Annotated in this window: 36 protein-coding genes; 1 reads left to right on the forward strand and 35 read right to left on the reverse strand. The window is 69.3% G+C overall.

Translation table 11 applies throughout. The features are described from left to right. Window positions 1-12: 12 nt before the first annotated feature. From WD341_RS03120 to WD341_RS03155, 8 genes are all read right to left on the reverse strand, one after another. A complete protein-coding gene (locus WD341_RS03120) occupies window positions 13-2,235 on the reverse strand; it encodes an AsmA family protein (RefSeq protein WP_368423956.1) in 2,223 nt (740 codons plus the stop codon). Continuing rightward, window positions 2,232-2,948, reverse strand: coding sequence for an HAD-IA family hydrolase (locus WD341_RS03125; protein ID WP_368423957.1), 717 nt, complete (start codon window positions 2,946-2,948; stop codon window positions 2,232-2,234). Before WD341_RS03125 ends, WD341_RS03120 begins: the two co-directional genes overlap by 4 nt. A 14-nt stretch (window positions 2,949-2,962) precedes the next feature. Continuing rightward, window positions 2,963-3,982 (reverse strand): RluA family pseudouridine synthase, encoded by a 1,020-nt coding sequence (locus WD341_RS03130; RefSeq protein WP_368423958.1) that lies wholly within the window; start codon window positions 3,980-3,982, stop codon window positions 2,963-2,965. Further along, window positions 3,979-4,359 carry a fluoride efflux transporter CrcB gene (gene crcB, locus WD341_RS03135; protein WP_368423959.1) on the reverse strand — a complete coding sequence of 127 codons (381 nt, stop codon included), beginning with the start codon at window positions 4,357-4,359 and terminating at the stop codon, window positions 3,979-3,981. Before crcB ends, WD341_RS03130 begins: the two co-directional genes overlap by 4 nt. Before the next feature lie 52 nt (window positions 4,360-4,411). Further along, a complete protein-coding gene (locus tag WD341_RS03140; RefSeq protein WP_368423960.1) occupies window positions 4,412-5,071 on the reverse strand; it encodes a cysteine hydrolase family protein in 660 nt (219 codons plus the stop codon). 140 nt (window positions 5,072-5,211) lie between these two features. Further along, a complete protein-coding gene (locus tag WD341_RS03145) occupies window positions 5,212-6,537 on the reverse strand; it encodes a replication-associated recombination protein A (protein ID WP_368423961.1) in 1,326 nt (441 codons plus the stop codon). Window positions 6,538-6,591: 54 nt separating this feature from the next. Further along, window positions 6,592-7,995 carry a DegQ family serine endoprotease gene (locus tag WD341_RS03150; RefSeq protein ID WP_368423962.1) on the reverse strand — a complete coding sequence of 468 codons (1,404 nt, stop codon included), beginning with the start codon at window positions 7,993-7,995 and terminating at the stop codon, window positions 6,592-6,594. 82 nt (window positions 7,996-8,077) lie between these two features. Beyond that, window positions 8,078-9,124, reverse strand: a complete 1,047-nt coding sequence (locus tag WD341_RS03155) for a pentapeptide repeat-containing protein (protein WP_368423963.1) — start codon at window positions 9,122-9,124, stop codon at window positions 8,078-8,080. A 342-nt stretch (window positions 9,125-9,466) separates the two neighbouring features. Between WD341_RS03155 and WD341_RS03160 the strand changes: the two genes are divergently transcribed. Then, window positions 9,467-10,153 (forward strand): fumarylacetoacetate hydrolase family protein, encoded by a 687-nt coding sequence (locus WD341_RS03160; RefSeq protein ID WP_368423964.1) that lies wholly within the window; start codon window positions 9,467-9,469, stop codon window positions 10,151-10,153. Window positions 10,154-10,528: 375 nt separating this feature from the next. Here the strand turns inward: WD341_RS03160 and rplQ are convergent, their stop codons facing one another. The 27 genes from rplQ to rpsJ form a co-directional block, all read right to left on the reverse strand. Continuing rightward, window positions 10,529-10,960 carry a 50S ribosomal protein L17 gene (gene rplQ, locus WD341_RS03165; RefSeq protein ID WP_368423965.1) on the reverse strand — a complete coding sequence of 144 codons (432 nt, stop codon included), beginning with the start codon at window positions 10,958-10,960 and terminating at the stop codon, window positions 10,529-10,531. Between the two features lie 141 nt (window positions 10,961-11,101). Next, the gene (locus WD341_RS03170; protein WP_368423966.1) at window positions 11,102-12,118 is read right to left on the reverse strand and encodes a DNA-directed RNA polymerase subunit alpha; all 1,017 of its coding nucleotides are present in this window, start codon (window positions 12,116-12,118) and stop codon (window positions 11,102-11,104) included. Between the two features lie 177 nt (window positions 12,119-12,295). After that, window positions 12,296-12,685, reverse strand: a complete 390-nt coding sequence (gene rpsK / locus WD341_RS03175; protein ID WP_368423967.1) for a 30S ribosomal protein S11 — start codon at window positions 12,683-12,685, stop codon at window positions 12,296-12,298. Window positions 12,686-12,727: 42 nt separating this feature from the next. Next, a complete protein-coding gene (gene rpsM, locus WD341_RS03180) occupies window positions 12,728-13,105 on the reverse strand; it encodes a 30S ribosomal protein S13 (RefSeq protein ID WP_368423968.1) in 378 nt (125 codons plus the stop codon). Between the two features lie 135 nt (window positions 13,106-13,240). Beyond that, window positions 13,241-13,834: an adenylate kinase gene (locus tag WD341_RS03185; protein ID WP_368423969.1), complete on the reverse strand. Its 594-nt coding sequence runs from the start codon at window positions 13,832-13,834 to the stop codon at window positions 13,241-13,243. Further along, window positions 13,831-15,183: a preprotein translocase subunit SecY gene (gene secY / locus WD341_RS03190; RefSeq protein WP_368423970.1), complete on the reverse strand. Its 1,353-nt coding sequence runs from the start codon at window positions 15,181-15,183 to the stop codon at window positions 13,831-13,833. Before secY ends, WD341_RS03185 begins: the two co-directional genes overlap by 4 nt. Window positions 15,184-15,210: 27 nt before the next feature. After that, a complete protein-coding gene (gene rplO / locus WD341_RS03195) occupies window positions 15,211-15,714 on the reverse strand; it encodes a 50S ribosomal protein L15 (protein WP_368423971.1) in 504 nt (167 codons plus the stop codon). An 88-nt stretch (window positions 15,715-15,802) separates the two neighbouring features. Next, window positions 15,803-16,018, reverse strand: coding sequence for a 50S ribosomal protein L30 (rpmD, locus tag WD341_RS03200; protein WP_368423972.1), 216 nt, complete (start codon window positions 16,016-16,018; stop codon window positions 15,803-15,805). 23 nt (window positions 16,019-16,041) lie between these two features. Next, complete coding sequence (gene rpsE, locus WD341_RS03205) at window positions 16,042-16,602, reverse strand: 30S ribosomal protein S5 (RefSeq protein ID WP_368423973.1); 561 nt, start codon at window positions 16,600-16,602, stop codon at window positions 16,042-16,044. Window positions 16,603-16,619: 17 nt separating this feature from the next. After that, a complete protein-coding gene (gene rplR, locus WD341_RS03210; RefSeq protein ID WP_368423974.1) occupies window positions 16,620-16,985 on the reverse strand; it encodes a 50S ribosomal protein L18 in 366 nt (121 codons plus the stop codon). Next, complete coding sequence (rplF, locus tag WD341_RS03215) at window positions 16,985-17,518, reverse strand: 50S ribosomal protein L6 (protein WP_368423975.1); 534 nt, start codon at window positions 17,516-17,518, stop codon at window positions 16,985-16,987. The genes rplR and rplF overlap by 1 nt, the downstream gene beginning before the upstream one ends. Before the next feature lie 12 nt (window positions 17,519-17,530). Next, on the reverse strand, window positions 17,531-17,929 hold the full coding sequence (rpsH, locus tag WD341_RS03220; RefSeq protein ID WP_368423976.1) for a 30S ribosomal protein S8: 399 nt from the start codon (window positions 17,927-17,929) through the stop codon (window positions 17,531-17,533). A gap of 13 nt (window positions 17,930-17,942) precedes the next feature. Then, window positions 17,943-18,248, reverse strand: a complete 306-nt coding sequence (gene rpsN / locus WD341_RS03225) for a 30S ribosomal protein S14 (protein WP_368423977.1) — start codon at window positions 18,246-18,248, stop codon at window positions 17,943-17,945. A gap of 22 nt (window positions 18,249-18,270) precedes the next feature. Beyond that, complete coding sequence (rplE, locus tag WD341_RS03230; RefSeq protein WP_368423978.1) at window positions 18,271-18,813, reverse strand: 50S ribosomal protein L5; 543 nt, start codon at window positions 18,811-18,813, stop codon at window positions 18,271-18,273. Window positions 18,814-18,836: 23 nt separating this feature from the next. Further along, window positions 18,837-19,157, reverse strand: coding sequence for a 50S ribosomal protein L24 (gene rplX, locus WD341_RS03235; protein ID WP_368423979.1), 321 nt, complete (start codon window positions 19,155-19,157; stop codon window positions 18,837-18,839). Continuing rightward, the gene (rplN, locus tag WD341_RS03240) at window positions 19,157-19,525 is read right to left on the reverse strand and encodes a 50S ribosomal protein L14 (RefSeq protein ID WP_368423980.1); all 369 of its coding nucleotides are present in this window, start codon (window positions 19,523-19,525) and stop codon (window positions 19,157-19,159) included. Before rplN ends, rplX begins: the two co-directional genes overlap by 1 nt. Window positions 19,526-19,537: 12 nt before the next feature. Beyond that, a complete protein-coding gene (gene rpsQ / locus WD341_RS03245; RefSeq protein ID WP_368423981.1) occupies window positions 19,538-19,801 on the reverse strand; it encodes a 30S ribosomal protein S17 in 264 nt (87 codons plus the stop codon). 4 nt (window positions 19,802-19,805) lie between these two features. Continuing rightward, window positions 19,806-20,012 (reverse strand): 50S ribosomal protein L29, encoded by a 207-nt coding sequence (gene rpmC, locus WD341_RS03250; RefSeq protein WP_368423982.1) that lies wholly within the window; start codon window positions 20,010-20,012, stop codon window positions 19,806-19,808. A gap of 4 nt (window positions 20,013-20,016) precedes the next feature. Continuing rightward, entirely contained in the window at window positions 20,017-20,436 is a 420-nt protein-coding gene (gene rplP, locus WD341_RS03255; protein ID WP_368423983.1) for a 50S ribosomal protein L16, read from the reverse strand. Between the two features lie 34 nt (window positions 20,437-20,470). Continuing rightward, complete coding sequence (rpsC, locus tag WD341_RS03260) at window positions 20,471-21,160, reverse strand: 30S ribosomal protein S3 (RefSeq protein WP_368423984.1); 690 nt, start codon at window positions 21,158-21,160, stop codon at window positions 20,471-20,473. Between the two features lie 2 nt (window positions 21,161-21,162). Then, complete coding sequence (rplV, locus tag WD341_RS03265) at window positions 21,163-21,543, reverse strand: 50S ribosomal protein L22 (protein ID WP_368423985.1); 381 nt, start codon at window positions 21,541-21,543, stop codon at window positions 21,163-21,165. 4 nt (window positions 21,544-21,547) lie between these two features. Beyond that, window positions 21,548-21,826, reverse strand: coding sequence for a 30S ribosomal protein S19 (gene rpsS, locus WD341_RS03270; RefSeq protein WP_368423986.1), 279 nt, complete (start codon window positions 21,824-21,826; stop codon window positions 21,548-21,550). 10 nt (window positions 21,827-21,836) lie between these two features. Beyond that, window positions 21,837-22,667, reverse strand: coding sequence for a 50S ribosomal protein L2 (gene rplB / locus WD341_RS03275; protein ID WP_368423987.1), 831 nt, complete (start codon window positions 22,665-22,667; stop codon window positions 21,837-21,839). Between the two features lie 4 nt (window positions 22,668-22,671). After that, a complete protein-coding gene (locus tag WD341_RS03280) occupies window positions 22,672-23,004 on the reverse strand; it encodes a 50S ribosomal protein L23 (RefSeq protein ID WP_368423988.1) in 333 nt (110 codons plus the stop codon). Continuing rightward, window positions 23,001-23,621, reverse strand: coding sequence for a 50S ribosomal protein L4 (gene rplD / locus WD341_RS03285; protein WP_368423989.1), 621 nt, complete (start codon window positions 23,619-23,621; stop codon window positions 23,001-23,003). Before rplD ends, WD341_RS03280 begins: the two co-directional genes overlap by 4 nt. Window positions 23,622-23,623: 2 nt before the next feature. Beyond that, window positions 23,624-24,415, reverse strand: a complete 792-nt coding sequence (gene rplC, locus WD341_RS03290) for a 50S ribosomal protein L3 (protein ID WP_368423990.1) — start codon at window positions 24,413-24,415, stop codon at window positions 23,624-23,626. Window positions 24,416-24,420: 5 nt separating this feature from the next. Further along, a complete protein-coding gene (rpsJ, locus tag WD341_RS03295; protein ID WP_085123969.1) occupies window positions 24,421-24,735 on the reverse strand; it encodes a 30S ribosomal protein S10 in 315 nt (104 codons plus the stop codon). Window positions 24,736-24,872 lie beyond the last annotated feature (137 nt).

Genomic DNA, 24,872 nt, shown 5'->3' on the forward strand with positions numbered 1-24,872 from the left:
GGCTCGCCGGCGTCAATCGCGCTTGAACAGGCTGTCGAGGCCCTGCCTCAGGGCGTCGCCGGCCGGCGAGTCCTCGCCCAGCGCGTCCTCGCCCAGCGCGTCCCGGGCGGCATCCTCGAGCGCCTTTCTCGGGTCCTCGCCCTGGAGCGCCCGGTCGAGGCCTTGCCGGAGCGTGCCCAGCGGCGTCTCGCTTGCCGGAACGTCGGCGGTCTGCTCGAGCGCGGCGAGGCAGCGGTTGGCCCCCGCCGCCGGGGCCGCGCCGGCGGCGCCGGCGACGACCTGCTCGAGGGCTGCGAGCGGGTTGCTGCCGCCCTTGATGAAGTCGGCGACCTGCATCGCGCTGCCCAGGACGTCGGGTGCCGGCCGCGGATCCGCCAGCGTGCCGGTGACGACGAAGGGCACGGCCAGGCTGACCAGCGCCGCCTCGCGCGTCCTGGTGTCGAACTTCAGGTCGAGCCGCTCGTCGCGCAGGTCGATGGTGCCGGTGCCGGCCAGGGAGAAGGTGCTGCTGTCGACCAGTTGGGCCTGGCTGATCGCCCGGCCGTCCTCGAAGCGGAAGCGGCTCACCAGGCAGTTCAACCGGGTCTCCTGGCGGCCGCCGAACAGCGGGCCCAGGATCTCGTCGAGGCCGCTCGCGAAGATCGCCAGGATGCGGTTGGTGACGACGCCCTCGCCGCCGACGATCTCGCTGCTGCCGTTTAGGCTGGCGGCGAGGGCACGCGGCGAGTCGCCCCGCCCCTGGAGGTCGAGCGCCAGGTCGAGCGAGCTCTCCAGGTCCCGCGTGCCGGCATAGGCGCGCGTCACCTTGCCGAGCGAGAGGCCCTCGACGTCGATCCTGGTGGCCAGCGCCGGCGGCATCTGGCCGGCGTCCAGGCTGAGCGTCGCGTCGAGCCGCCCCTCGAAGGCGGCTGCCTGCAGCCGGGAGACCTCGAGTCGGCCGTTCTCGAGGCGCAGAGCCAGCGCCACGTCCGACAGTGTGGTCTGGGGATCGACGACCAGCTCGCCGAGCGTCAGGGCGACCTCGGCGTCGACCGCCTGCAGCGCCGCCAGAGGCAAGGGCGTGTCGGGGATGACGAAGGGCGAGGCGCCGGCGGCCTCGCGATCAGAGGTGGCGGGCTCGGGCTGGCCGGCCGGCTGGTCCGCGGAACCGTCGGCCGGCCGGTCGCCGGGGGCGGTCGAGACGGCCTCCTGCTCGGCGGCGGCGCTCGCGAAGTCGGAGAGATCGACCCGGGCGCCGGTGAGATCGGCCAGAATCGAGGGGCGCTCGCCCGCCAGGCTGGCCGTGAGGCTGCCGGCGAGGTCGGAGCCGCCGAGCGTCAGGGCCAGGTCGTCGAGCGTCACCAGCCCGGCGTCGAGGCCGACCCTGGCGCCCAAGGCGAGCGGTCCGAGGGCCGGCAGGGCGAGTCCGGCCAGCTTGTCGAACTGCGAGAGGCTCTTGGCCTCCAGCGCGACTCGCAGGTCCGGGGTCGCCGAGCCCTTCAGGTCGTCGATCCGACCCTCCACGGAGACCGCGGCCCCGGCGATCCGGCCCGAGAGGTCGACCGGCAGGTCGCCGCCCGCCGTCAGCACCGGCAGGCCGCCGATCCGGCCGTCGATCTCGAAGGGCACCTCCTGGTAGCTGCCGTCGGCGGCGACGCCCATCAGGTCGCCCTCGGGCGTCAGCTCCAGGGAATCGATGCCCAGCAGCAAACTCCTGCCGGTCGCCCCGTCGCGGTACACCAGCCGACTGTTGCGCACGACGATCGAGCCGATCTCGGGAATCACCGGCTTGCCGGAGACGGTCTGCTCCTGGCCCTCGCCCGCGCTGCCCGCAGCCTCGGTCCCCGTTCCGTCGGCCATCGCCGGGAGAGCCCAGTTGCCCTCGCCCTGGGGGTCGGTCTCGAGCAGGATGTCGGCGTCCGACACGACGACGCGCTGGATCACGTAGCGGCCCTCGAGCAGCGGCAGCAGCGCGACCTGGGCCTCGACCCGGCCGACGTCGAGCAGCGCCGGGCGGCTGCCCCAGTCGGCGTTGTCGAAGGTGACCTTCTGCAGCACGACGGCCGGAGTCAGGGACAGCGACAGGTCGATCGGCCCGGCGAGGCGCAGCTTGCGGCCGGTCGCCTTCTCGGCCTGGGCCTCGATCAAGCCGCGCAGCTCCTCGGTGTCGAGGGTATTCAGGATCGCATAGAAGGTGGCGGCGACGGCCGCGACCAGGACGACCAGGCCGATCGCGATCCACTTGACCACTTTCATCGCTGCCCTCCCGCCAGACTCGTCAGGTTGTCCGGCAGCTCGGCCATCGAGCCGAGCACCGCGCTCGCGCCGGCCGCCAGCAGCTCCTCGGGCGCGTGGTAGCCCCAGGAGACGCCGAGCGAGAGCGTGCCGGCGTTCTGTGCCATTTCAATGTCGAAAGTCGTATCGCCGATCAATACCGTCTCGCAAGGGTTGCAGCCGACCTCGTCCATGGCACGCCTCAGCATGCCAGGATGCGGCTTGGAGGGCGAGTGGTCCGGAGTCTGGAGGGTGGCGAAGCGGCCGGCCAGGCCGTGGCGCTCCAGGGCAGCGGAGAGGCCGCGCAGGTTCTTGCCGGTCGCGATACCGAGCAGCACCTCCGGCGCATCGAGCCGCGCCAGGGTCTCGCTCACGCCCTCGAACAGCGGCTCGTGGAAGGCCGGATCGGCGCGCCAGGTCAGGAAGGCGCCGCGGTAGGCGGCCGCGGCCTCGACGACGGCATCCTGGGCCTCGTCGGGCAGCAGGCGCGCGATCGCCAGCTCCAGCGACAGCCCGACGACACGGCGCACCGCGGCTGCCTCGGGCGCCGGCAGGCCGAGGGCGACGAAGGCCGCGGCCATGCAGCGCACGATGCCGGCCTGGCTGTCGACCAGGGTGCCGTCGAAGTCGAAGACGATCAGCTTGAAGGAGTGGGCGGGCGGCATGAGGGTGGGCGGCAGGGTGGCGGGCGGCATGGGCGCGCGGGGGGTCACCCTTCCAGCCATTCCGCGGCGCGCTCCAGGGCCGGCCCGCTGGGGTCGAAGCGCAGCGCCGCCATCGCCTCGGCGAAGTGCGGCGGCACGGGCGCCGTGAAGCGCACCGTGGTGCCGTCCTCGGGGTGCGGCACCGCGAGCTCGCGGGCCAGCAGCATCAGCTGCTTGGGCAGGGCCGGCCGCTCCAGGAAGGACTGCCGGCCGCCGTACTTGCCGTCGCCGAGGATCGGGCAGCCGAGCGCCGCCATGTGGACGCGCAGCTGGTGGGTGCGGCCGGTCAGCGGGCGCAGCATGACGAAGCTGGCCTTGCGGGCGTGGCTGTCGATGACGTGGTAGCGGGTGCGCGCAGACTTGGCGTCGGCGACGTCGGTGCGGACCTTCTCGCGGCCCGGCGCGCCGGCCTTGCCGAGCGGCAGGTCGAGCTCGCTGCGCCGCTTCGGCGGCACGCCGGCGACCAGCGCCCAGTAGATCTTGCGCGCACCGTCGCCGCCGCCCTCGCGCTGGAAGGCCTCTCCGAGCTGCCGTGCCGCCTCGGCGGTGCGCGCCAGGACCAGCACGCCGGCGGTGTCGCGGTCGAGCCGGTGGACCAGGCGCGGCCGCTCGACGGCCTCGAACATCAGGGCGTCGAGCATGGCGTCGAGATGCTGGGTCTGGCCGCTGCCGCCCTGCACGGCCAGCCCCGCCGGCTTGTCGATCGCGATCAGCCAGTCGTCCTTGAACAGGATGCGCGCGCGCAGCGCCTCGGCCTCGGCCTCCGAGAGCGGCGGCGCCGGGCGCCGCTCGGCCGGCTGCGACCCGGTCCTGCCGTGCCCCTCGAGCGGCGGCACGCGGATCGCCTGGCCCTCGACCAGCCGGGTCGAGGTCTCGGCGCGCTTGCCGTCGACCCGGACCTGGCCGGTGCGCAGCAGCTTGGCGAGCCGCCCGAAGCTGAGCTCGGGATAGTGCTTCCTGAACCAGCGGTCGAGGCGCTGCTCGCCCTCGCCGGCCCCGACCGTGCGCAGCTCGACGCCGCTCATGACGGCAGCCCCCGGACCAGCCCCATGCCGAGGAACAGCGCGCCGATCGACAGTCCGACGCTGAGCGCGACGTAGAGCCCGGCCAGGCCGAGCTCGCCGCGGCCCTGCAGCAGCCCGACCTCGAGCGAGAAGGCCGAGAAGGTCGTGAAGGCGCCGAGCAGGCCCACGGTCAGGAAGGCGCGCAGCTCCTGGGTCGGGCTGAAATGGCGGGCGAAGAGCTCGACCAGCAGGCCCATGGCGAAGCAGCCGAGCACGTTGACCAGAAGCGTGCCCCAGGGAAAGCCGTGGCCGAGCAGGCGCATCGCCTGACCGGCCAGGTAGTGGCGGCCGAGCGCGCCGAGGGCGCCGCCGGAGGCGACCGCGAGGAGCATCGTCATCTTCATAGGCGGCTTGTAGCGGAAAGCGGCGCCGCAGGTAAGGCTTGCGGCGTCAGGCCGCGCTGGAGCGCTGGCCGCCCTCAAGCCAGTCCAGGCAGGCGGCCGCCGTCTTCTGATAGGCGCCCAGGCGCCCGAGCTCGCGCAGGCTGTCCTCGCTGGCGTCGCCGAAGGCGTCGCTGGCGACGATCACCCGGTAGTCGCGCGCCGCGCCCTCGTAGACCGTGGCCCGCCCGCCGGTCGGGAAGTTGACGCCGCAGACCAGGATCGTCGTGATGCCGAGCTGGTGCAGCCGCGCATCCAGGTCGGTGCCGAAGAAGGCGCCCCAGCGCGGCTTGTAGAAGGCGTGCTCGTTGCGCGCCAGCTCCTGGAACTCGCCCTCGAGAAGGGCGTCGGGCATCAGGCGTGCCTTGCAGGGCGAGACCTCGGCCGCGAGGTCGGCGCCGCGCGTGCCGGGCATCAGCACGCGCATGCCCTCCTCGACCGCGGTGCGCCGGAACAGGTCGACGTTGCTGCCGTCGGGCCGGTAGAGCCGGACCGAATGGAAGATCGGCTTGCGGTGCTCTCTGAAGCCGTGGACCAGACGCCCGATCTGGGGCAGCGCGGTCTTCACGCCGCTCGCCATGACCGGCGAGTCGCTGCGCAGGAAGTCGTTCTGCATGTCCACGGTGATGAGCGCGACGGAATCCCGCTTGGGGACGTTGAGCTCGACCATGGGGCTAGTATCTCGCTCTGTGGAGAGGGCAGACCCGGGTTTCGCCGGACATTGTCATCAAGACAATACGAGGCACTCCGGCCGGCACAACAGGCGCTCCTGCATGACCGCGTCGCGGGACGCGCAAGGCTGCCCACCCGTCAATCGCTCTCATCCTTCCCCCCCTCGGCGCGCTCCCGGCGCAGCCGTTCCCAGTAGTCCAGACGCTTGGCGATCTCGCGCTCGAAGCCGCGCTCGACCGGCCGGTAGAAACGCTGGCGCGCCATCGTCTCGGGGAAGTAGCTCTGCCCCGAGAAGGCTTCGGGCGCGTCGTGGTCGTAGGCATAGCCCGTTCCGTAGCCGAGCTGCTTCATCAGCTTGGTCGGGGCGTTGAGGATGTGCATCGGCGGCATCAGCGAGCCGGTCTCCCGTGCCGAGCGAGTCGCCGCCCCGTAGGCCTTGTAGGCGGCATTCGACTTCGGCGCGGTGCCCAGGTAGACGACCAGCTGGGCCAGGGCCAGCTCGCCCTCCGGGCTTCCGAGGCGCTCGTAGGCGTTCCAGGCGGCGATCGCCTGGGTCAGCGCCTGCGGGTCGGCCAAGCCGATGTCCTCGACAACGAAGCGCAGCAGGCGCCGCGCGATGTACTCGGGATCCTCGCCGCCGGCCAGCATGCGCGCGAACCAGTAGAGCGCGGCGTCGGTGTCGGAGCCGCGCAGCGACTTGTGCAGCGCCGAGATGAGGTTGTAGTGGCCCTCCTGGCTCTTGTCGTAGAGCGGCATGCGGCGCTGCACGACCTCGGCCAGGGCGGCGGTGTCGAGCGGCGGGTCGTCCGCCGCCCGGGGCAGGCTGAAGATCTCTTCGACTAGGTTCAGCAGGTAGCGGCCGTCGCCGTCGGCCAGCGCGCAGAGCGAGGCGCGCGCCTCCCCGGCGAGCGGCAGCTGCCGCCCGACCTCTGCCTCGGCGCGCTCCAGCAGCTTTTCGAGCGCCGCCTCGTCCAGGCGCTTGAGGACCAGGACCTGGCAGCGCGACAGCAGCGCCGCGTTGAGCTCGAAGGAGGGATTCTCGGTGGTCGCCCCGACCAGCACGACCGTGCCGTCCTCGACGTAGGGTAGGAAGCCGTCCTGCTGGGCGCGGTTGAAGCGATGGATCTCGTCGACGAACAGCAGGGTGCCGCGCCCCGTGCGGCGCCGCTCCTTGGCGCGCTCGAAGACCTTGCGCAGGTCGGCGACGCCGGAGAAAACCGCCGACAACGGCTCGAAGGCGAGGTCGCTGACCTCGGCGAGCAGCCGCGCGACGGTCGTCTTGCCGGTGCCCGGCGGCCCCCAAAGCACGCTCGAGCTGACCCGGTGCTGGGCGGCCATGCGCCCGATCGGCCCCTCCTTGCCGATCAGGTGGTCCTGACCGAGCACCTCCTCGAGGCTCCGCGGCCGCAAGCGGTCGGCCAGGGGCCGCGGCGCCTGGGCCTCGAACAGCTCGCCGCTGGACATCAGGCGGTGACCTTCGGCCGGCGGCGGGCGGTGCCGGGCGCTGGGTCCGGCATGCTAGCCGAGGATCTCCAGGCGGCGCTGTTTGCCGCCCCGGCTGATCAGCAGCGACCAGCGCTGCTGGCCGGCCAGCAGCCGGTCGAGGCCCTCGACGCTCTCGACACGCTGGCCGTTGACCGAGATCAGCACGTCGCCGGTCTGCAGGCCGTAGCGTCGCGCCGCGCCGTTGCGCGCCACGGCCGAGAGCGCGACGCCGCGCCAGGCACTGACGCCGAGCTCCTCGGACACCGCCGGCGAGAGGTTGACGACCTTGCTACCGGCCAGCGGATGGCGTCCATCGAGCACGGTCTCGTTGCGGGGCGGGTTCTCGGGCGCCACCTCCATCGGCCAACGCAGGTTCAGCGGCCGGCCGCCGCGCTGGATCTCGAACTCGGCCGGGCTGCCGATCGGCCGCGTCGCGATGCGGAAGGTCAGCGCCTCGGGATCGTCGATCTCGCGGCCGTCCATGGCGACGATGAGGTCGCCCTGCTCGAGGCCGGCGTTGGCCGGCGGGCTGCCCGGATAGACGTCGGTGACCAGCACGCCGCGCGGCGAGTCCAGGCCGAAGCCGCGCGCCAGATCAGGCGTCAGCTCCTGGGTCCGAAAGCCGATCCAGGGCCGCTCGATGGTGCCGCCGTTGAGAGCGGCGTGGATCACCGTCTCGACCATCTCCGAAGGAATCGCGAAGCCAATGCCGACGGAGCCGCCGGTGCGGGTGTAGATCGCGGAGTTGATGCCGACCAGCTTGCCGTCGAGGCCGACCAGGGCGCCGCCCGAGTTGCCGGGGTTGATCGCCGCGTCGGTCTGGATGAAGGAGCGGAAGTCAGTCGGCCCGATCCCGGTGCGCGCCAGGGCCGAGACGATGCCGCTGGTCACGGTCTGGCCGACGCCGAAGGGATTGCCGATCGCCAGCACCAGGTCGCCGACCTCGAGGCGCTCCGAGGGGCTGGTCTCGAGGAAGGGCAAGGCGCTGTACTGGCCCTCGAGCTTGAGCACCGCCAGGTCCGTGCGCTCATCGCTGAGCAGCACGGTGGCGTCGAGCTCGCGCCGGTCGTTCAGCACGACGCGGATCTCGTCCGCGCCGGCGACGACGTGGTGATTGGTCACGACCAGCCCGTCGGGGTCGACGATCACGCCCGAGCCCAGCGACTGCTGCTGGCGCTGCCGGGTCGGCCCGCCGCCGAAGGTGTCGCCGAAGAAGCGCTTGAAGAAGGGGTCGTTGAACAGCGGCGAGACCGGCTGGCGGACCATCCGCTGGGCGTAGATGTTGACCACGGCCGGCGCCGTCTGGCGCACGACCGGCGCGAAGGACAGCTGGAGCTGGCCCTGGCTCTGCGGCACCACGCGCTCGACCGCGGCAGCCGGCTGGATGGCGCCGGCGAGCAGGAAGCCGAAGGCGAGACGGACGGCGAGGCGGGACATGCCGGCAAGATGACCCTCGGCGCCCCGCGGATCAAGCCGCCTGGCGCCGGCGCGCCGAAAGGCCGCTGCCCCGCAGCGTGCCTCAGGCGTCGACGGCTTCCGCCTCGGCGAGCCGGGTGAAGAGGTTGACGTTGTCGAGCTGGCCGGTCCTGGTGTCCCTGAGGTCGGCATCGCGCAGGTTGGTCTCGCGCAGGTCGGCGCCCCGCAGGTCGGCGCCGGAGAGGTCGGCGCGCAGCAGATTGGCGCTGCGCAGGTCGGCGGCGGCCAGCACGGCGCCGCGCAACTTCGCCCCGCTCAGCAGGCAGAACGACAGGTCGGCCGCCGCCAGGAAGCTGCCGGAAAGGTCGCGCTCGGCCAGATCGAGCCCCTTGAAGTCGGCCTTGCGCCCTTCCCGACCGCCGCTCAGCACCCACTGCTTATGCTCGCCCAGCGCCTTGGCCAGGAACTCTGGGGTCGCTCGCGTGGCGTTCGCGGTGATCGCCAGGGAGTTCTCGAACAGGCTCTTGTCCATGCCCTCGAAGGAGGCGCCGCGCAGGTCGGTCTGCTCCAGGCGCGCGCCCTCCATCGTGGTGTTGCGGAACTCGGCTCCGTTGAAGGCCGCCTCGCGCAGGTCGGCGCCGGTCAGGTCGACGCGGTCGAGCACGGCGCTGGAGAAGTCGGCGTTCTTCAGGCGCGCCTGCTTCATGTTGGTCCCGCGCAGCACGGCGCGCTTGAAGGTCGAGGACTGCTCGCGCCCGCCATTCTCGTCGAGGACGGCGTTGTCCCGCAGGTCGGCGCCGGTCAGCAGTGCGCCCGACAGGTCGGCCCGCTCGAAGGTCGAGCCGCGCAGGTCGGCGCGCTCGAAGTCGGTGCGGGTCATGTCGGCGTCGTCGAAGCGGGCGCCGAACAGGCGGGCCTGGCCGAACTTGGCGTCGACCAGGCGGGCGCCGGTGAAGTTGCAGCCGGTCATCTCGCTGTCGGTGAGGTTGAGGCCGGCGAAGTTGAGCCCGGAGAGATCGCAGTCGTAGAGCATGCAGCGCACGCCGTTGCGCTGGCCCCTGAGGAAGCGGCTGTGGAGCTCCGCCAGGCGGTCGAGGATCGGCTGCGTCACCCTGATGTTCGAGAAAGACTTCCTGCTGTCCGACGCCATGCCCGCTCCCATTGGTCTGGTTCGGCGCCTCCGGACTCCGGAGCTCGCCACATAGCTGTTCTATCATCCGCGACTTGTGAAAGTGTTAACGCGTTTCAATGGTTCCTTATTATATTTTGCGTTGTATTCTCATGCGTCCAGAAATTGCAATAAACAATAAATGTAAAATTCAACAGATCGCCGCGATTACTGATATTGCTTTATCCGTATCGCGGGTGCTGTCCACCGCCGCGCACCCTCTTGCAGGACGCGGCTCTTGTCGCGGCCGGAGCCAGCGGCTACCAGAGGGGCCCGCGGCCCCCACCGGCCGGAGGCTCTGGATCAAGCGGAGGAAGTCAGCCAATGGGTACCGTCATCGCCACCTGGGAACAGCCGTCGCTCGCCGTCGCCGACAGCGGCGACCGCTTTCCCGTCCGGCGGATCTTCTGCGTCGGCCGGAACTACGCCGAGCACGCCCGCGAGATGGGCTTCGACCCCGACCGCGAGCCGCCCTTCTTCTTCATGAAGCCCGCCGACGCGCTGCGCAGCGAGGCCGAGGGCTTCCCCTACCCGACGCAGTCGGAGAACGTGCATCACGAGGTCGAGCTGGTGGTGGCGCTCGGCAAGGGCGGCAAGGAGGTCGCGAAGGACCGGGCGCTGGACCTGATCTACGGTTATGCCGTCGGCCTCGACATGACCCGCCGGGACCTGCAGGGCGCGATGAAGAAGGCGGGCCGCCCCTGGGAGGCCGGCAAGGCCTTCGACGCCTCCGCGCCCTGCGGCGAGCTGCAGCCAGCGGCCCGGATCGGCCACCCTAAGAGCGGCAGGATCTCGCTCACGGTCAACGGCGAGGCCCGCCAGACCGGCGACCTCTCGGAGCTGATCTGGTCGGTTCCCGAGACCATCGAGCACCTCTCGGCGCTGTTCGAGCTGAAGCCGGGCGACCTGATCTTCACCGGCACGCCGGCGGGCGTCGGCCCGGTCGTGCCGGGCGACGTCATGGTCGCCACCGTCGAGGGCGTCGGCGAGATCACGGTGAAGGTTTCCTAGAGCGACGTGACGCCGTCCCGGCCTTCCCCGTCGCTTCGTGGTGAGCCTGTCGAACCACGCAAGCGCCGTGGCGGCGACGCCAGCGGGTCCACGCCCGCTCTCTCGCGCCCCATGGCTCGACAGGCTCACCATGAAGCGCGACCCGGCGCCCGGTGCGGCCCGACACCGACCCGGCCTTGCCCTCGCTTCGTGGTGAGCCTGTCGAACCACGCAAGCGCCGTGGCGGCAACGCCAGCGGGCCCACGCCCGCGCTCTCTCGCGCCCGGGATGACGACCGGGCGACCCGGAAGCCCGGCCCCGCCGACCGCGGGCCCGAAACGCGGAAGGCCCCGCCGGAGCGGGGCCTTCGGACGCGCCTGGGGAAGCGGCGGGAGCCTACTCCTCGGTCTCGCCAACCTCGGCCCGCTCGGCCTCGTGGCGCGCCTTGTCGGCGGCGCCCTTGGCCTCGGGGTTGCGGTCGACCAGCTCGATGACCGCGAGCGGCGCCATGTCGCCGTGGCGGAAGCCGGCCTTGAGCACGCGCGTGTAGCCGCCGTTGCGCTCCTTGTAGCGCTCGGCCAGCTCGCCGAACAGCTTCTGGACCATCACGTTGTTGCGCACCGAGATGGCGGCCTGGCGCCGGTTGTGCAGCGAGCCGCTCTTGCCCAGGGTGATCAGGCGATCGACGACGCGGCGCAGCTCCTTGGCCTTCGGCAGCGTCGTGACGATCTGCTCGTGCTCGATCAGCGACGTCGCCATGTTGGCCAGCAACGACTTGCGGTGAGCCGGTGTGCGGTTGAGCTTGCGGTGGCCGTTGCCGTGACGCATGGCGCCTGTCTCCTGTTCATCCTGGCCTCGGAGCCCGAGACCGATTGTCCAGCCCGCCGCCCTTTGTCCGGAACGGCCGGGACGGGCCCGTATGGCCCAGATCGGAAGGGAGGCGCCGCCGGCGCCCCCCGCAACTCAGCCTCAGTAGGGCTCTTCCAGCTTCTTGGCCAGCTCCTCGATGTTCTCGGGCGGCCAGTTGCTGATCTCCATGCCCAGGTGCAGGCCCATCTGCTGCAGCACGTCCTTGATCTCGTTCAGGGACTTGCGGCCGAAGTTCGGGGTCCGCAGCATCTCGGCCTCGGTCTTCTGCACGAGATCGCCGATGTAGACGATGTTGTCGTTCTTCAGGCAGTTGGCCGAGCGCACGGAAAGCTCGAGCTCGTCGACCTTGCGCAGCAGGTTCTTGTTGAACGGCGGCTCGGCGCGTTCCTCGGCGCTCTCGCGGACCGTCGGCTCCTCGAAGTTGATGAAGAGCTGCAGCTGGTCCTGCAGGATGCGCGCGGCCAGCGCGACCGAGTCGTCCGGGGTGATCGCGCCGTTGGTCTCGATGTCCATGGTCAGCTTGTCGTAGTCGGTGACCTGGCCGACACGGGTGTTCTCGACCTTGTAGGCGACGCGGCGCACCGGGCTGAACAGGGAGTCGACCGGGATCAGGCCGATCGGCGCGTCCTCCGGGCGGTTCTGCGAGCCGGGCACGTAGCCCTTGCCGGTGGCGACGGTCAGCTCCATGTCGATGCGCGCGCCGTCGTCGAGGGTGCAGATCACCAGGTCCTGGTTCATGACCTCGATGTCCGGGCCGGTCTCGATCTGTGCCGCCGTCACCTCGCCCGGACCGAAGGCGCGCAGGCGCATCCGCTTCGGACCGTCGCCGTGCATGCGCAGAGCGATCGACTTGACGTTGAGGACGACGTCGGTGACGTCCTCGCGCACGCCGGGGATCGAGGAGAACTCGTGCAGCACGCCGTCGATCTGGATGGCGGTGATCGCCGCACCCTGCAGGGACGACAGCAGCACGCGGCGCAGCGCGTTGCCGAGGGTCAGGCCGAAGCCGCGCTCGAGCGGCTCGGCGACGACCTTGGCGAAGCGCTTGGGATCGTCACCTTCCTGGATGTCGAGCTTGTTCGGCTTGATCAGGTCGGTCCAATTCTTCTGTAGCACGGGGGTGGCCTCACGCTTGTCGAGCGGGTTCATGAAACGACGATGGGCCGGCGGCCTACCACGGCCGCCGCCCCTGTCGGCTTCAAGCGCCCCGTCCTGTCCCGGAACCGGCGTTGCTCACGCGCCGGTCCCCATGCAGCGGTCGGGGCGCGGTGACTTAAGGTCGGGCGCCTGGGATCAGACCCGGCGGCGCTTCGGCGGACGGCAGCCGTTGTGCGGGATCGGCGTGACGTCCTTGATCGCGGTGATCTGGAAGCCGACTGACTGCAGCGCGCGCAGCGCCGACTCGCGGCCCGAGCCCGGCCCCTTGACCTGGACCTCGAGGGTACGCACGCCGTGCTCCTGGGCCTTGCGGCCCGCCGATTCGGCGGCGAGCTGGGCGGCATAGGGCGTCGACTTGCGCGAGCCCTTGAAGCCCTGGCTGCCAGCCGACGACCAGGAGATCGCATTGCCCTGCACGTCGGTGATCGTGATCACCGTGTTGTTGAAGGAGGAGTTCACGTGCGCGATCGCGCTCGTGATGTTCTTGCGCTCGCGGCGGCGAATGCGCGTCTGCGGCTTGGCCATGATCCTAGCGTTCTCGTTCTTTGACGGTTGAGCGGTCGGCGACTAGCGCGTCGCCTTCTTCTTGCCGGCGATCGGCACGGCCTTGCCCTTGCGAGTCCGCGAGTTCGTATGGGTGCGCTGCCCACGCACCGGCAGCCCCTTGCGGTGCCGCAGGCCGCGGTAGCAGCCGAGGTCCATCAGGCGCTTGATGTTCATCGCGACCTCTCGACGCAGGTCGCCTTCGACCGAGTAGTCGCGGTCGATGGTCTCGCGGATGCGCACGACCTCGTCGTCGGTCAGCTCGTGGACGCGGCGGCCGTCCGGAATCCCGACCTTGCCGCAGATCTCCTTGGCTTTCGCCGGGCCGATGCCGTGGATGTAGGTCAGCGCAATCGGCACGCGCTTGCCCGTCGGAATGTTCACACCAGCGATACGCGCCACGTCCGTGGTCTCCTATCCGCTTACCAAATCTTGCATAGAGGCAACAGCGATCCACCCGGCCCGCAACCTCCGCGCCAGGGAGCGCGGATTATAGGGTTGCGCAAGTCTGCGTCAAGCCCCGCGGCCGGTGTCTCGTCAGCCTTTCACCGCAACGCCGAGGACCTCCTCGATCTGCGCGGTGACCTCCTCGATCGGCGCCAGCCCGTCGACCTGCTTCAGCCGGCCGGTACGCTCGTAGTAGGGCAGGATCGGCGCCGTCTGCCCGTGATAGACGGCGAGCCGCTTGTTCAGGGTCTCGACCGTGTCGTCGCTGCGCGCCGCGCTGCCGTTGCGCGCGCTCTCGGCGCGGCGCGTCTCGATGCGTCGAACCAGCGCCTCGTCCGGCACCTTGATCTCGATCACCGCCTCCAGCGCCAGGCCCTTCTGCTCGAGCAGCTCGTCGAGCGACTCGGCCTGCGGCACGGTGCGGGGAAAGCCGTCGAGGATGAAGCCCTTGCGGCAGTCGGGCTCGTCGATGCGCCGCGAGATCATCTCGATCATCAGGTCGTCGGGCATCAGCTGCCCGTCTTCCATGATCTGCTTGGCCTGGCGGCCCAGCTCGCTGCCCGAGGCGACCGCGCTGCGCAGCATGTCGCCGGTCGAGAGCTGTTTCAGGCCGTGCCGCTCCTCGAGAATCGAGGCCTGCGTCCCCTTCCCCGCCCCCGGCGGGCCCAGCAGGATCATGTTCATCCCCTTCTCCCCTTCAGCTTGGCCTTCTTGATGAGGCCTTCGTACTGGTGCGCCAGCAGGTGGCTGTGGACCTGCGCCACGGTGTCCATGGTCACGCTGACCACGATCAGCAGGCTGGTGCCGCCGAAGTAGAAGGGCACCGCGTACTGGGCGATCAGGAACTCCGGCAGCAGGCACACCAGCGCCAGGTAGAGCGCGCCCACCGTCACCAGGCGCATCAGCACGTAGTTGATGTAGTCCGCGGTGTTCTTGCCCGGACGGATGCCGGGGATGAAGCCGCCGTGCTTCTTCAGGTTGTCGGCCGTGTCGACCGGATTGAACACGATCGAGGTATAGAAGAAGGCGAAGAAGATGATCAGCGCGACGTAGGCGACCATGTAGAGCGGCTGGCCGTGCGCGAGATTGGTCGTGACCCAGGACAGCCAGCCCGGCTGCCCGGCGCCGCTATTGGCGAAGCCTGCCACGGTCAGCGGCATCAGCAGCAGCGAGGAGGCGAAGATCGGCGGGATCACGCCGGCGGGGTTCAGCTTCAGCGGCAGGTGCGTCGACTCGCCACCGAACATGCGGTTGCCGACCTGGCGCTTGGGGTACTGCACGAGCAGCCGGCGCTGCGCCCGCTCCATGAAGACGATGAAGGCGATGACGGCGATCGCCATGCCCAGGAACAGCAGCAGCACGGCCCAGGAGATCTCGCCGACCCGGCTGAGTTCGAACAGCTGAGCCATGGCGAGCGGCAGGTTCGCGACGATGCCGGCGAAGATGATCAGCGAGATGCCGTTGCCGACGCCGCGCTGGGTGATCTGCTCGCCCAGCCACATCAGGAACATCGTGCCGCCGGTCAGCGTGATCACGGTGACCAGCCGGAAGAACACGCCCGGATCGATGACCGCCGAGACGCCGGCGGAGGTGTTCATGCGCTCGAGGCCGACCGCCATGCCGTAGGCCTGGAAGGCGGCCAGGACGACCGTGCCGTAGCGGGTGTACTGGTTGATCTTCTTGCGGCCCGACTCGCCTTCCTTCTTGAGCTGGGCGAGGGTCGGCGACACCGCGGTCATCAGCTGCATGATGATGGCCGCCGAGATGTACGGCATGATCGAGAGCGCGAAGATCGTCATGCGCCCCAGACTGCCGCCCGAGAACATGTCGAACACGCCCAGGATCCCGCCGGCCTGGCTTTGGAAGATGTCCTGGAGAATCTGCGCGTCGATCCCCGGGACCGGAATGTAGGTCCCGAGGCGATAGACGATGAGCGCACCCAGGGTGAACCAGATTCGCTGCTTCAGCTCCGTCGCCTTGGCGATGGCGCCGAAGTTGAAGTTTGCGGCTAGCTGCTCGGCGGCTGAGGCCATGGCTCTCCGTTTCCCGGCCGGCCCCGATCAGGCTTCGGCGGCTGTTTCGGTCTTGTCCTGCTTCCCGGCGGGCCGCTGGATCAGGGTGACGCTGCCGCCCGCCTTCTCGACCGCCGCGACGGCAGCCTTGGAAGCGCCGGAGACTGTGATCTCAAGCTTGGCCTTGAGCTCGCCCTGCGCAAGCAGGCGCACGCCGTCGCGCGAAGATTTGAACAGGCCGGCGGCCCTCAGCGCGGCGGCATCGACCGGCTTGCCGGCGTCGAGCTTGCCGGCATCGACGGCCTGCTGCAGACGGCCGAGATTCACCTCGACGTAGTCGCGGCGGAAGATGTTGGTGAAGCCGCGCTTCGGCAGGCGACGGTGGAGCGGCATCTGGCCGCCCTCGAAGCCCTTGACCGCAACGCCGGAGCGGGCCTTCTGGCCCTTGTGGCCGCTGCCCGAGGTCTTGCCGAGCCCGGAGCCGATGCCGCGGCCGAGCCGCTTGCCGACCTTGCGGGCCCCCGGGTTGTCGCGAATCTCGTTGAGCTTCATCGTCCCACGTCCTTGAAAGCTGCTGTGCGGGCCGCCGGCGCCGCGAAGGCCCCGTTGCCCGGTCCCTGGCCCGTCGATCGTCCGGCCCTCAGGCCTCGACGACCGTGACCAGGTGTCGGATCTTGTTGATCATGCCGCGCACCGAAGGCGTGTCCTCCAGGGTGCGGGTCCGGTTCATCTTGCCCAGGCCCAGGCCCTTGAGGGTCTGGTGCTGGTCCTGCTGGCGACCGATCGGGCTGGCGATCTGCCGCACCGTCACGGTCTGGGAGCCGGACTTGCCGGCGTCCTTCTTCTTGGCGGCCATCTGCTGTTCCTCGCCTCAGCCGATCACATCGTCGCCGGCTGCGCTTCTTCGCGCTTGCCGATGATGTCCGAGACCTTCTTGCCGCGGCGCTGGGCGACCACGCGCGGGCTCTGCATCGACACCAGGGCGTCGAAGGTCGCGCGGATCATGTTGTAGGGATTCTGCGTGCCGAGCGACTTGGCGACCACGTCGTGGATGCCCAGGCACTCGAAGATCGCCCGCATCGGGCCGCCGGCGATGATGCCGGTGCCGACCGGCGCCATGCGCAGGATGACCTTGCCGGCGCCGAAGTGGCCGCGCACGTCGTGGTGCAGCGTCCGGCCCTCGCGCAGCGGCACGCGGACCATCTTCTTCTTGGCCTCCTCGGTCGCCTTGCGGATCGCCTCCGGCACCTCGCGCGCCTTGCCGTGTCCGAAGCCGACCCGGCCGCGCTGGTCGCCGACGATGACCAGAGCGGCGAAGCCGAAGCGCCGACCGCCCTTCACCACCTTGGCGACGCGGTTGATGCCGACGAGCTTGTCGACGAACTCGCTGTCTTCGCGATCCCGGCCACCGCCGCGATCGTCTCTCTGGCCTCGTGCCATCTTTGTCTACCTTCCGATCAGAACTGCAGGCCGCCCTCACGGGCGGCGTCGGCGAGTGCGCGCACCCGGCCGTGATAGAGATAGCCGCCGCGGTCGAAGAACACCGTATCGACGCCCTGCTGCTTGGCGCGCGCGGCGACCAGCTTGCCGACTTCGGCGGCCGCGCCGATGTCGGCACCCGATTTCAGCTTGCCCTTCAACTCCTTGTCGACGGTCGAGGCGGTCACCAGGGTGACGCCGCGGGTGTCGTCGATGACCTGGGCGTAGATGTGCTTCGAGGAGCGGAAGACGCTGAGACGCAGGCGTCCGCCCGCCCTCTTGCGCAGGCTGGCGCGAGTCCGGTAGGCCCGCTTCAGCCGCAGTTCGCGATGAGACGTCGCCATTACTTCTTCTTACCTTCCTTGCGCAGGATCTGCTCGTCCGAATAGCGGATGCCCTTGCCCTTGTAGGGCTCGGGCGGCCGATAGCCGCGGATCTCGGCAGCCATCTGCCCGACGACCTGCTTGTCGGCGCCGGAGATGGAGATCGAGGTCGGGCGCTCGCAGACCACCTTGATCCCCTCGGGGATCGGATAGTTGACGTCGTGGCTGAAGCCTAGCTGCAGGCTCAGGTTCTGGCCCTGGACCGCGGCTCGATAGCCGACGCCGGTGATCTCGAGCCGCCGGGTGAAGCCCTCGGAGACGCCGCTGACCAGGTTCTGGATCTGCGCGCGCGCCGTGCCCCACATCGAGCGGGCCCGCTTGCCGTCGTCCTTCGGCGTCACCCAGACCTTGCCTTCCTTCATCTCGACCGAGACGTCGTCGGTCGCCTGGAACCTGAGCTCGCCGAGCTTGCCCTTGGCGGTGACCAGATTGGCGGCGATCTGGACATCGACGCCGCTCGGCACCACGACCGGGTTCTTACCTACGCGCGACATACCTGAAGCTCCCTAGAACACCTGGCAGAGGATCTCGCCGCCGACGTTGGCGGCGCGGGCCTCGTGGTCTGCCATCACCCCACGCGGGGTCGAGAGAATCGTGATGCCGAGTCCGTTGTAGACACGCGGCAGCTCCTTGATCTGCGAGTAGACGCGGCGGCCCGGTTTGGACACACGCGCGATCTCGCGGATCACGGGCTCGCCCTCGTGATACTTCAGCTCGATCTCGATTACGGGATGCCCGCGCTCGTTGAGGGACTCGCGCCAGGCACGGATGTAGCCCTCACGCTGAAGCACCTCGAGCACGTTGCAGCGAAGCCTCGAGAAAGGGGCCTGGATCTTGGACTTGCGCGCCTGCTGTCCGTTTCTGATGCGGGTCAGCATATCGCCCAAGGGATCGGTAAGCGCCATGGGGCCGCTCCTCTTACCAGCTCGACTTCGTCATCCCGGGGATCTGGCCCTTGGAAGCCAGATCGCGCAGCGAGATGCGAGACATCTTGAGTTTCCGATAGTAGCCCCGGGAGCGACCGGTGACTTCGCAGCGGTTGCGCACGCGGTTCGCCGCGCCGTTGCGCGGCAGGTCGGCCAGCGAGATCACCGCCTGGAAGCGCTCCTCCGGAGACAGCGTGCGGTCGCGCACCGTCTCCTTCAGCTGCGCCCGCTTGGCGGAATCGCGCTTGGCCATCCTGATGCGCTTCTTGTTGCGCTCGACTGAAGACTTCTTCGCCATCGGCTCTCTTTCCCTTCGCCGCTCAGATCCGGAACGGCAGCTCGAACTCGGTCAGCAAGGCCTTCGCTTCTGCGTCGGTCTTGGCCGTGGTGCAGATGATGATGTCCATGCCGCGGACGTCCTCGATCTTGTCGTACTCGATCTCGGGGAACACCAGCTGCTCCTTCAGGCCCATGGCATAGTTGCCGTGGCCGTCGAAGGACTTGCCGTTGAGCCCCCGAAAGTCTCGGACGCGCGGCAGGGCGATGTTCACCAGCCGGTCCAGGAACTCGTACATGCGCTCGCGCCGCAGCGTCACCTTGCAGCCGATCGCCATGCCCTCGCGCAGCTTGAAGCCGGCGATCGAGTTCTTGGCGCGCGTGGTCACCGGCTTCTGGCCGGCGATCAGCGTCAGCTCGCCCACAGCGGTCGTCAGCTTCTTGGAGTCGGCGACTGCCTCGCCGACGCCCATGTTGATGACGATCTTCTCCAGGCGCGGCACCTGCAGATCGTTCGCGTAGCTCTGCTCCTTCTTGAGCTTCGGCTTCACGACCGTCTCGTAGTGTTCCTTCAAACGGGCCGCCATCGTTCTCGTCCTCGTCCTCACCCTCAGCGGTCGATCGTCTCGCCGGTCCGGCGCGAGAAGCGGACCTTGCGGCCGTCCTCCAGCACCTTCCAGCCGACGCGAGTCGCCTTGCCGTCGTTCGGATCGACGTGGGCCACGTTGGAAATATGGACCGGCGCCTCGATCTCGACGATGCCGCCCTCCTGCCGGGCGGACTGACGCTGGTGCTTCTTGACCAGGTTGACGCCCTGGACGAGCACGCGCTCGTCCTTGCGCAGCACGCGCAGCACGTCGCCGGCCTTGCCCCGGTCCTTGCCGGTCGTGACGACCACGCGGTCGCCCTTGCGGATCTTGAACTTCTTCATCACAGCACCTCGGGCGCCAAGGAGATGATCTTCATGAACTTCTTGGCGCGCAGCTCGCGGGTCACCGGGCCGAAGATACGGGTCCCGATCGGCTCGCCCTGCTTGTTGATCAGGACGGCGGCATTGCCGTCGAAGCGGATCGACGTGCCGTCGTTGCGGCGGATGTCCTTGGCGGTGCGCACGATCACGGCGCGCAGCACGTCGCCCTTCTTCACCCGGCCCCGCGGAATCGCCTCCTTCACGGAGACGACGATGACGTCGCCGATGCCGGCAAAGCGGCGCTTCGAGCCGCCCAGCACCTTGATGCACTGGACACGCCGCGCGCCGGAGTTGTCGGCGACCTCGAGATTGGACTGCATCTGGATCATGACGCGCTATCCTTAGCCGGCGGCGTTCTGGGCGCCGGCGGCGGCCTCGTCGGTCACCACCTCCCAGCACTTGGTCTTGGAGATCGGCCGGCACTCGCGAATCCGCACCACGTCGCCGATCTTGCAGGCGTTCTCGCCATCGTGGGCGTGGTACTTCTTCGAGCGGCGGATGAACTTCTTGTACAGCGGGTGCATGACGCGCCGCGTCACCTGGACGCTGACGGTCTTGTCAGCCTTGTTGCTGACCACGACCCCTTGGAGAATACGACGCGGCATCGGCTCACGACTCCTGAACGGCGGGCTGCGTCTTCTGGCGCAGCACGGTCTTGATGCGCGCGATGTCCCGCCGGACCAGGCGAGCGCGCGCGGTGTTCTCAAGCTGGCCGCTGGCCTTCTGGAAGCGCAGGTTGAAGGCTTCCTTGCGCAGCGACAGCAGCTGCTCCTTGAGCTCGTCTTCGGACTTGGTACGGACGTCTGCGGCCTTCATCGGCTCACCCCTCCTCGCCCAGGCGGGCGATGAACTTGGTCTGGATCGGCAGCTTGGCGGAAGCCAGCCGGAAGGCGTCGCGAGCGATCTCGGCGTTGACGCCGTCGAGCTCGAACATCACCCGGCCCGGCTTCACGCGGGCCGCCCACCACTCGACGCTGCCCTTGCCCTTGCCCTGGCGGACCTCGGCCGGCTTCGAGGTGACCGGCACGTCCGGGAAGATCCGGATCCACAGCTTGCCGACGCGCTTCATGCGACGCGTGATGGCGCGGCGCGCGGCCTCGATCTGGCGCGACGAGATGCGGCCGGGCTCGAGCGCCTTCAGGCCGTAGGCCCCGAAGTCCAGCTGGGTGCCACCCTTGGCCTGGCCATGGATGCGCCCCTTGTGCTGCTTGCGGTATTTGGTGCGCTTCGGCTGCAGCATCGTTCCGTTTCCCTACTCTTCCCTATCGTCCGGATCAGGCGCGCGGCGCCGGGCCGGTCTGCATCTCGCTGGCGCGGCGCTCCTGCGCCATCGGGTCATGGGCGAGGATCTCGCCCTTGAACACCCAGACCTTGACGCCGCAGGTCCCGTAGGTGGTCACCGCGGTGGTCTCGCCGTAGTCGATGTCGGCGCGCAGCGTGTGCAGCGGCACCCGGCCCTCGCGGTACCACTCCATGCGCGCGATCTCGGCGCCGCCGAGACGGCCGGAGCAGTTGATCCGGATGCCCTGGGCGCCCAGGCGCATGGCCGACTGCACGGCGCGCTTCATGGCGCGGCGGAAGGCGACGCGGCGCTCCAGCTGCTGCGCGATGTTGTCGGCGATCAGCTTGGCGTCGATCTCGGGTTTGCGGACCTCGACGATGTTCAGGTGGACGTCGCCACCGGTCATCTTCTGCAGGTCGACGCGCAGCTTCTCGATGTCCGCGCCCTTCTTGCCGATGACCACGCCCGGACGGGCGGTGTGGATGGTCACCCGGGCCCGCTTGGCCGGCCGCTCGATGATGATGCGCGAGATGCCGGCCTGCTTCAGGCGGTCCTGCAGGAACTTGCGCAGGCGCAGGTCCTCGTGCAGCAGCGCGCCGTAGCCCTTGTCGGCGAACCAGCGACTGTCCCAGGTCCGGTTGATGCCGAGGCGCAGGCCGATCGGATTGACTTTCTGGCCCATGATCAGACGTTCTCCTCACGTTCGCGCACGACCACGCGCAGACGCGCCCATGGCTTCTCGATCCGCCCGACACGGCCGCGCGCCCGGGGGCGGAAGCGGCGCATGACCAGCGACTTGCCGACGCTCGCCTCGGCGACATAGAGCCGATCGACGTCGAGCTGGTGGTTGTTCTCGGCGTTGGCGATCGCCGACTGCAGCACCTTGCGCACGTCGCGGGCGATGCGACGCTTGCTGAACTCCAGCTCGGCCAGCGCCCGGTCCGCGGAGAGCCCGCGGATCAGGCCGGCGACGAGGTTCAGCTTGCGCGGGCTGGTGCGCAGCTGCGTCGCCACGGCCATCGCTTCGTTGTCCGGCAGGGACCGTTCGGTCTTCGGCTTGCTCATCGGCTTACCCTCGCTTCGCCTTCTTGTCGGCGGCGTGACCGTGGAACGTCCGCGTCGGCGAGAACTCGCCGAACTTGTGGCCGATCATGTTCTCGTTCACGAGCACCGGAATGAACTTCTGCCCGTTGTGCACGCCGAACGTCAGGCCGATGAACTGCGGCATGATGGTCGAGCGGCGCGACCAGGTCCGGATGATCTCGTTGCGACCCGACTCGCGCGCCTTCTCGGCCTTCTTCAGCAGAAAGCCGTCGACGAACGGGCCCTTCCATACGGAGCGCGACATGGCTCAGATCCTACTTCTTCGCGTGCCGACGGCGGACGATCAGCCTGTCGGTCTTCTTGTTCTTGCGCGTACGCGCGCCCTTGGTCGGCTTGCCCCACGGCGTCACCGGATGGCGACCGCCGGAGGTGCGGCCCTCGCCGCCGCCGTGCGGATGATCGACCGGGTTCATCGCGACGCCGCGCACCGAGGGGCGGCGGCCCAGCCAGCGCGAGCGGCCGGCCTTGCCCAGGTTGATGTTCTGCTGGTCGGCGTTGGAGACCGCGCCGATCGTCGCCATGCACTCGGCGCGGACCATGCGGACCTCGCCGGAGGACAGGCGCAGCAGGGCGTAGCCTGAGTCGCGGCCGACGATCTGGACGTAGGCGCCGGCGGAGCGGGCGATCTGGCCGCCCTTGGCCGGCTTCATCTCGACGTTATGGACGATCGTGCCGACCGGGATCGAGCGCAGCGGCATGGCGTTGCCCGGCTTGATGTCGGCCTTCTCGGCCGCCACCACCTGGTCGCCGACGCCGAGGCGCTGCGGCGCCAGGATGTAGGCCAGCTCGCCGTCCTCGTAGCGGATCAGCGCGATGAAGGCGGTCCGGTTCGGATCGTACTCGAGCCGCTCGACCGTTCCGGCGACGTCGTACTTGCGCCGCTTGAAGTCGACGATGCGATAGGTCCGCTTGTGGCCGCCGCCACGCCGGCGGGCGGTCATGTGGCCCTGGTTGTTGCGGCCGCCCGACTTGCTCAGGCCCTCGGTCAGCTTCTTGACCGGCTTGCCTTTCCAGAGCGCCGAACGGTCGACCGTCACCAGCTGGCGCTGGCCCGGCGTCGTCGGATTGTACTGTTTCAACGCCATGGCGTCAGACCCCCGTGGTCACGTCGATCGAGTGACCCTCTTCGAGCGTCACCATTGCCTTCTTGTAGTCGCTGCGCGTGCCCGGCCGGCCGCGGAAGCGCTTGGCCTTGCCCTTCTGGCGTAGCGTGTTCACCGCCATCACCTTGACCTTGAACAGGCTCTCGACCGCCGTCTTGATCTCGGGCTTGCTGGCGTCCAGGGCGACCTCGAAGGTCACCTGGTTGTGCTCCGAGCCCCGGGTCGACTTCTCGGTGATGATCGGGCGACGGATCACCTCGAACATGCGCTCCGAAGAGACCTTGTTCTCTACTGCCTTGCGCGGACGTCCCCGGCTCATTTCAGTCGTGCCTCCAGCGCTTCGACCGCGGCCTTGGTCAGCACCAGCTGATCGCGCCGCAGGATGTCGTAGACGTTGGCGCCGATCTGCGGCAGCACGTCCACGAGCGGAATGTTGCGCGCCGCGCGGGAGAAGGTCTCCTCGACGGCGGCACCGTCGATGATCAGCGTGTTGCTCCAGCCGAGCGCGGCCAGCTTCTCGACCAGCGCCTTCGTCTTGTGGCTGTCGAGCGTCACCGAATCGACCACCGTCAGCTTGCCGTCGGCCAGCTTGGACGAGAGCGCCGTCTTGAGCGCCAGCTTGCGGACCTTGCGCGGCAGGTCGTAGGCGTGGGACCGCGGCACCGGGCCGTGGGCGACGCCGCCGCCGCGCAGGATGTTGGTCTTCAGGTTGCCGCGCCGGGCGCGGCCGCCGCCCTTCTGGTTGAAGGCCTTCTTGGAGGTGCCCGAAACCTCGCCGCGCGACTTCACCTTGTGGGTGCCGGCGCGCCGCTTGGCGAGCTGCCAGTGGACGACGCGTGCCAGCAGGTCGCCGCGCGGCTCGAGCCCGAACACCGTCTCGTCGAGCTCGATCTCGCCGGCGGCCTTGTTGTCGAGCGTGGTGACCGGATGCTTCATGGTCACTGCTCCTCGTTCTGCTCGGTCGTCGCCGGCGCCTCGGAGGCGGTCGCTTCGGCAGCGCTCGCCTCGGGCGCGGCTTCGGCCGGCGCGGTGGATCCGGCGGCCGCGGCAGCCGCGGCCTCGATCAGCGCCGCCGGGAAGGGAAGCTCCTCCGGCAGCTTGCGCTTGACGGCGTCGCGAACCAGCACCCAGCCGCCCTCGGCGCCGGGCACCGCGCCGCGCACCAGGATCAGGCCGCGACCGGCGTCGGTGGCATGGACCGTCAGGTTCTGCGTGGTCACCTGGGTGGCGCCCATGTGGCCGGCCATCTTCTTGTTCTTGAAGACCTTGCCGGGATCCTGGTTGTTGCCGGTCGAGCCGTGGCTGCGGTGCGAGATCGAGACGCCGTGGCTGGCGCGCAGGCCGGCGAAGTTGTGGCGCTTCATGACGCCGGCGAAGCCCTTGCCGATCGTCGTCGCGGTGACGTCGATCGGCTGGCCGGCGAGGAAATGGCCTGCCGACAGCTCCGCGCCGACCTCGACCAGCGCGTCCTCGGAAACCCGGAACTCCGCGAGCTTCGTCTTCGGCGTGACCTTGGCCTTGGCGAAGCGCTCGCGCTCCGGCTTGGAGACGCGCTTCACCTTGGCGGTGCCGGCGCCGAGCTGCAGCGCGGTGTAGCCATCCTTGTCCGTCGTCCGCTGGGCGACGACCTGGCAGGCATCGACGTGCAGGACGGTGACGGGCACGTGCGCACCCTCGGCGTCGAACACGCGCGTCATGCCCAGCTTCTTGGCGATGAGACCGGTACGCATCGTCCTCAGCCCTTCAACTTGATCTCGACATCGACGCCGGAGGCGAGGTCGAGCTTCATCAGCGCGTCCACGGTCTGCGGCGTCGGGTCGACGATGTCGAGCAGCCGCTTGTGGGTGCGGATTTCGAACTGCTCGCGGCTCTTCTTGTCGATGTGCGGTGAGCGGTTCACCGTGAACTTCTCGATGCGCGTCGGCAGCGGAATCGGTCCGCGAACCTGGGCGCCGGTGCGCTTGGCCGTGTTGACGATCTCGCCGGTCGACTGGTCGAGGACCCGGTGATCGAACGCCTTGAGGCGGATTCGAATGTTCTGGCTGTCCATGGTTCGCCGTATCCGTCTGACAGAACGAGGGGGCCGGCCGAAGCCGACCCGGTGTCCTGCGACCGGTCCTTTCCTACTCGATGATGCTGGCGACGACGCCGGCGCCGACGGTGCGGCCGCCCTCGCGGATCGCGAAG

This window comes from Tistlia sp. (assembly GCF_040905785.1).
Classification (GTDB): domain Bacteria; phylum Pseudomonadota; class Alphaproteobacteria; order Kiloniellales; family DSM-21159; genus Tistlia.

Coding starts and splice junctions, on each gene's coding strand:
- WD341_RS03120 (WP_368423956.1), bottom strand. CDS start 2,235: ATGAAAGTGGTCAAGTGGATCGCGATCGGCCTGGTCGTCCTGGTCGCG.
- WD341_RS03125 (WP_368423957.1), bottom strand. CDS start 2,948: ATGCCGCCCGCCACCCTGCCGCCCACCCTCATGCCGCCCGCCCACTCC.
- WD341_RS03130 (WP_368423958.1), bottom strand. CDS start 3,982: ATGAGCGGCGTCGAGCTGCGCACGGTCGGGGCCGGCGAGGGCGAGCAG.
- crcB (WP_368423959.1), bottom strand. CDS start 4,359: ATGACGATGCTCCTCGCGGTCGCCTCCGGCGGCGCCCTCGGCGCGCTC.
- WD341_RS03140 (WP_368423960.1), bottom strand. CDS start 5,071: ATGGTCGAGCTCAACGTCCCCAAGCGGGATTCCGTCGCGCTCATCACC.
- WD341_RS03145 (WP_368423961.1), bottom strand. CDS start 6,537: ATGTCCAGCGGCGAGCTGTTCGAGGCCCAGGCGCCGCGGCCCCTGGCC.
- WD341_RS03150 (WP_368423962.1), bottom strand. CDS start 7,995: ATGTCCCGCCTCGCCGTCCGTCTCGCCTTCGGCTTCCTGCTCGCCGGC.
- WD341_RS03155 (WP_368423963.1), bottom strand. CDS start 9,124: ATGGCGTCGGACAGCAGGAAGTCTTTCTCGAACATCAGGGTGACGCAG.
- WD341_RS03160 (WP_368423964.1), top strand. CDS start 9,467: ATGGGTACCGTCATCGCCACCTGGGAACAGCCGTCGCTCGCCGTCGCC.
- rplQ (WP_368423965.1), bottom strand. CDS start 10,960: ATGCGTCACGGCAACGGCCACCGCAAGCTCAACCGCACACCGGCTCAC.
- rpsK (WP_368423967.1), bottom strand. CDS start 12,685: ATGGCCAAGCCGCAGACGCGCATTCGCCGCCGCGAGCGCAAGAACATC.
- WD341_RS03185 (WP_368423969.1), bottom strand. CDS start 13,834: ATGAACATGATCCTGCTGGGCCCGCCGGGGGCGGGGAAGGGGACGCAG.
- secY (WP_368423970.1), bottom strand. CDS start 15,183: ATGGCCTCAGCCGCCGAGCAGCTAGCCGCAAACTTCAACTTCGGCGCC.
- rplO (WP_368423971.1), bottom strand. CDS start 15,714: ATGAAGCTCAACGAGATTCGCGACAACCCGGGGGCCCGCAAGGTCGGC.
- rpmD (WP_368423972.1), bottom strand. CDS start 16,018: ATGGCCGCCAAGAAGAAGGACGCCGGCAAGTCCGGCTCCCAGACCGTG.
- rpsE (WP_368423973.1), bottom strand. CDS start 16,602: ATGGCACGAGGCCAGAGAGACGATCGCGGCGGTGGCCGGGATCGCGAA.
- rplR (WP_368423974.1), bottom strand. CDS start 16,985: ATGGCGACGTCTCATCGCGAACTGCGGCTGAAGCGGGCCTACCGGACT.
- rplF (WP_368423975.1), bottom strand. CDS start 17,518: ATGTCGCGCGTAGGTAAGAACCCGGTCGTGGTGCCGAGCGGCGTCGAT.
- rpsH (WP_368423976.1), bottom strand. CDS start 17,929: ATGGCGCTTACCGATCCCTTGGGCGATATGCTGACCCGCATCAGAAAC.
- rpsN (WP_368423977.1), bottom strand. CDS start 18,248: ATGGCGAAGAAGTCTTCAGTCGAGCGCAACAAGAAGCGCATCAGGATG.
- rplE (WP_368423978.1), bottom strand. CDS start 18,813: ATGGCGGCCCGTTTGAAGGAACACTACGAGACGGTCGTGAAGCCGAAG.
- rplX (WP_368423979.1), bottom strand. CDS start 19,157: ATGAAGAAGTTCAAGATCCGCAAGGGCGACCGCGTGGTCGTCACGACC.
- rplN (WP_368423980.1), bottom strand. CDS start 19,525: ATGATCCAGATGCAGTCCAATCTCGAGGTCGCCGACAACTCCGGCGCG.
- rpsQ (WP_368423981.1), bottom strand. CDS start 19,801: ATGCCGCGTCGTATTCTCCAAGGGGTCGTGGTCAGCAACAAGGCTGAC.
- rpmC (WP_368423982.1), bottom strand. CDS start 20,012: ATGAAGGCCGCAGACGTCCGTACCAAGTCCGAAGACGAGCTCAAGGAG.
- rplP (WP_368423983.1), bottom strand. CDS start 20,436: ATGCTGCAGCCGAAGCGCACCAAATACCGCAAGCAGCACAAGGGGCGC.
- rpsC (WP_368423984.1), bottom strand. CDS start 21,160: ATGGGCCAGAAAGTCAATCCGATCGGCCTGCGCCTCGGCATCAACCGG.
- rplV (WP_368423985.1), bottom strand. CDS start 21,543: ATGAGCAAGCCGAAGACCGAACGGTCCCTGCCGGACAACGAAGCGATG.
- rpsS (WP_368423986.1), bottom strand. CDS start 21,826: ATGTCGCGCTCCGTATGGAAGGGCCCGTTCGTCGACGGCTTTCTGCTG.
- rplB (WP_368423987.1), bottom strand. CDS start 22,667: ATGGCGTTGAAACAGTACAATCCGACGACGCCGGGCCAGCGCCAGCTG.
- WD341_RS03280 (WP_368423988.1), bottom strand. CDS start 23,004: ATGAGCCGGGGACGTCCGCGCAAGGCAGTAGAGAACAAGGTCTCTTCG.
- rplD (WP_368423989.1), bottom strand. CDS start 23,621: ATGAAGCATCCGGTCACCACGCTCGACAACAAGGCCGCCGGCGAGATC.
- rplC (WP_368423990.1), bottom strand. CDS start 24,415: ATGCGTACCGGTCTCATCGCCAAGAAGCTGGGCATGACGCGCGTGTTC.
- rpsJ (WP_085123969.1), bottom strand. CDS start 24,735: ATGGACAGCCAGAACATTCGAATCCGCCTCAAGGCGTTCGATCACCGG.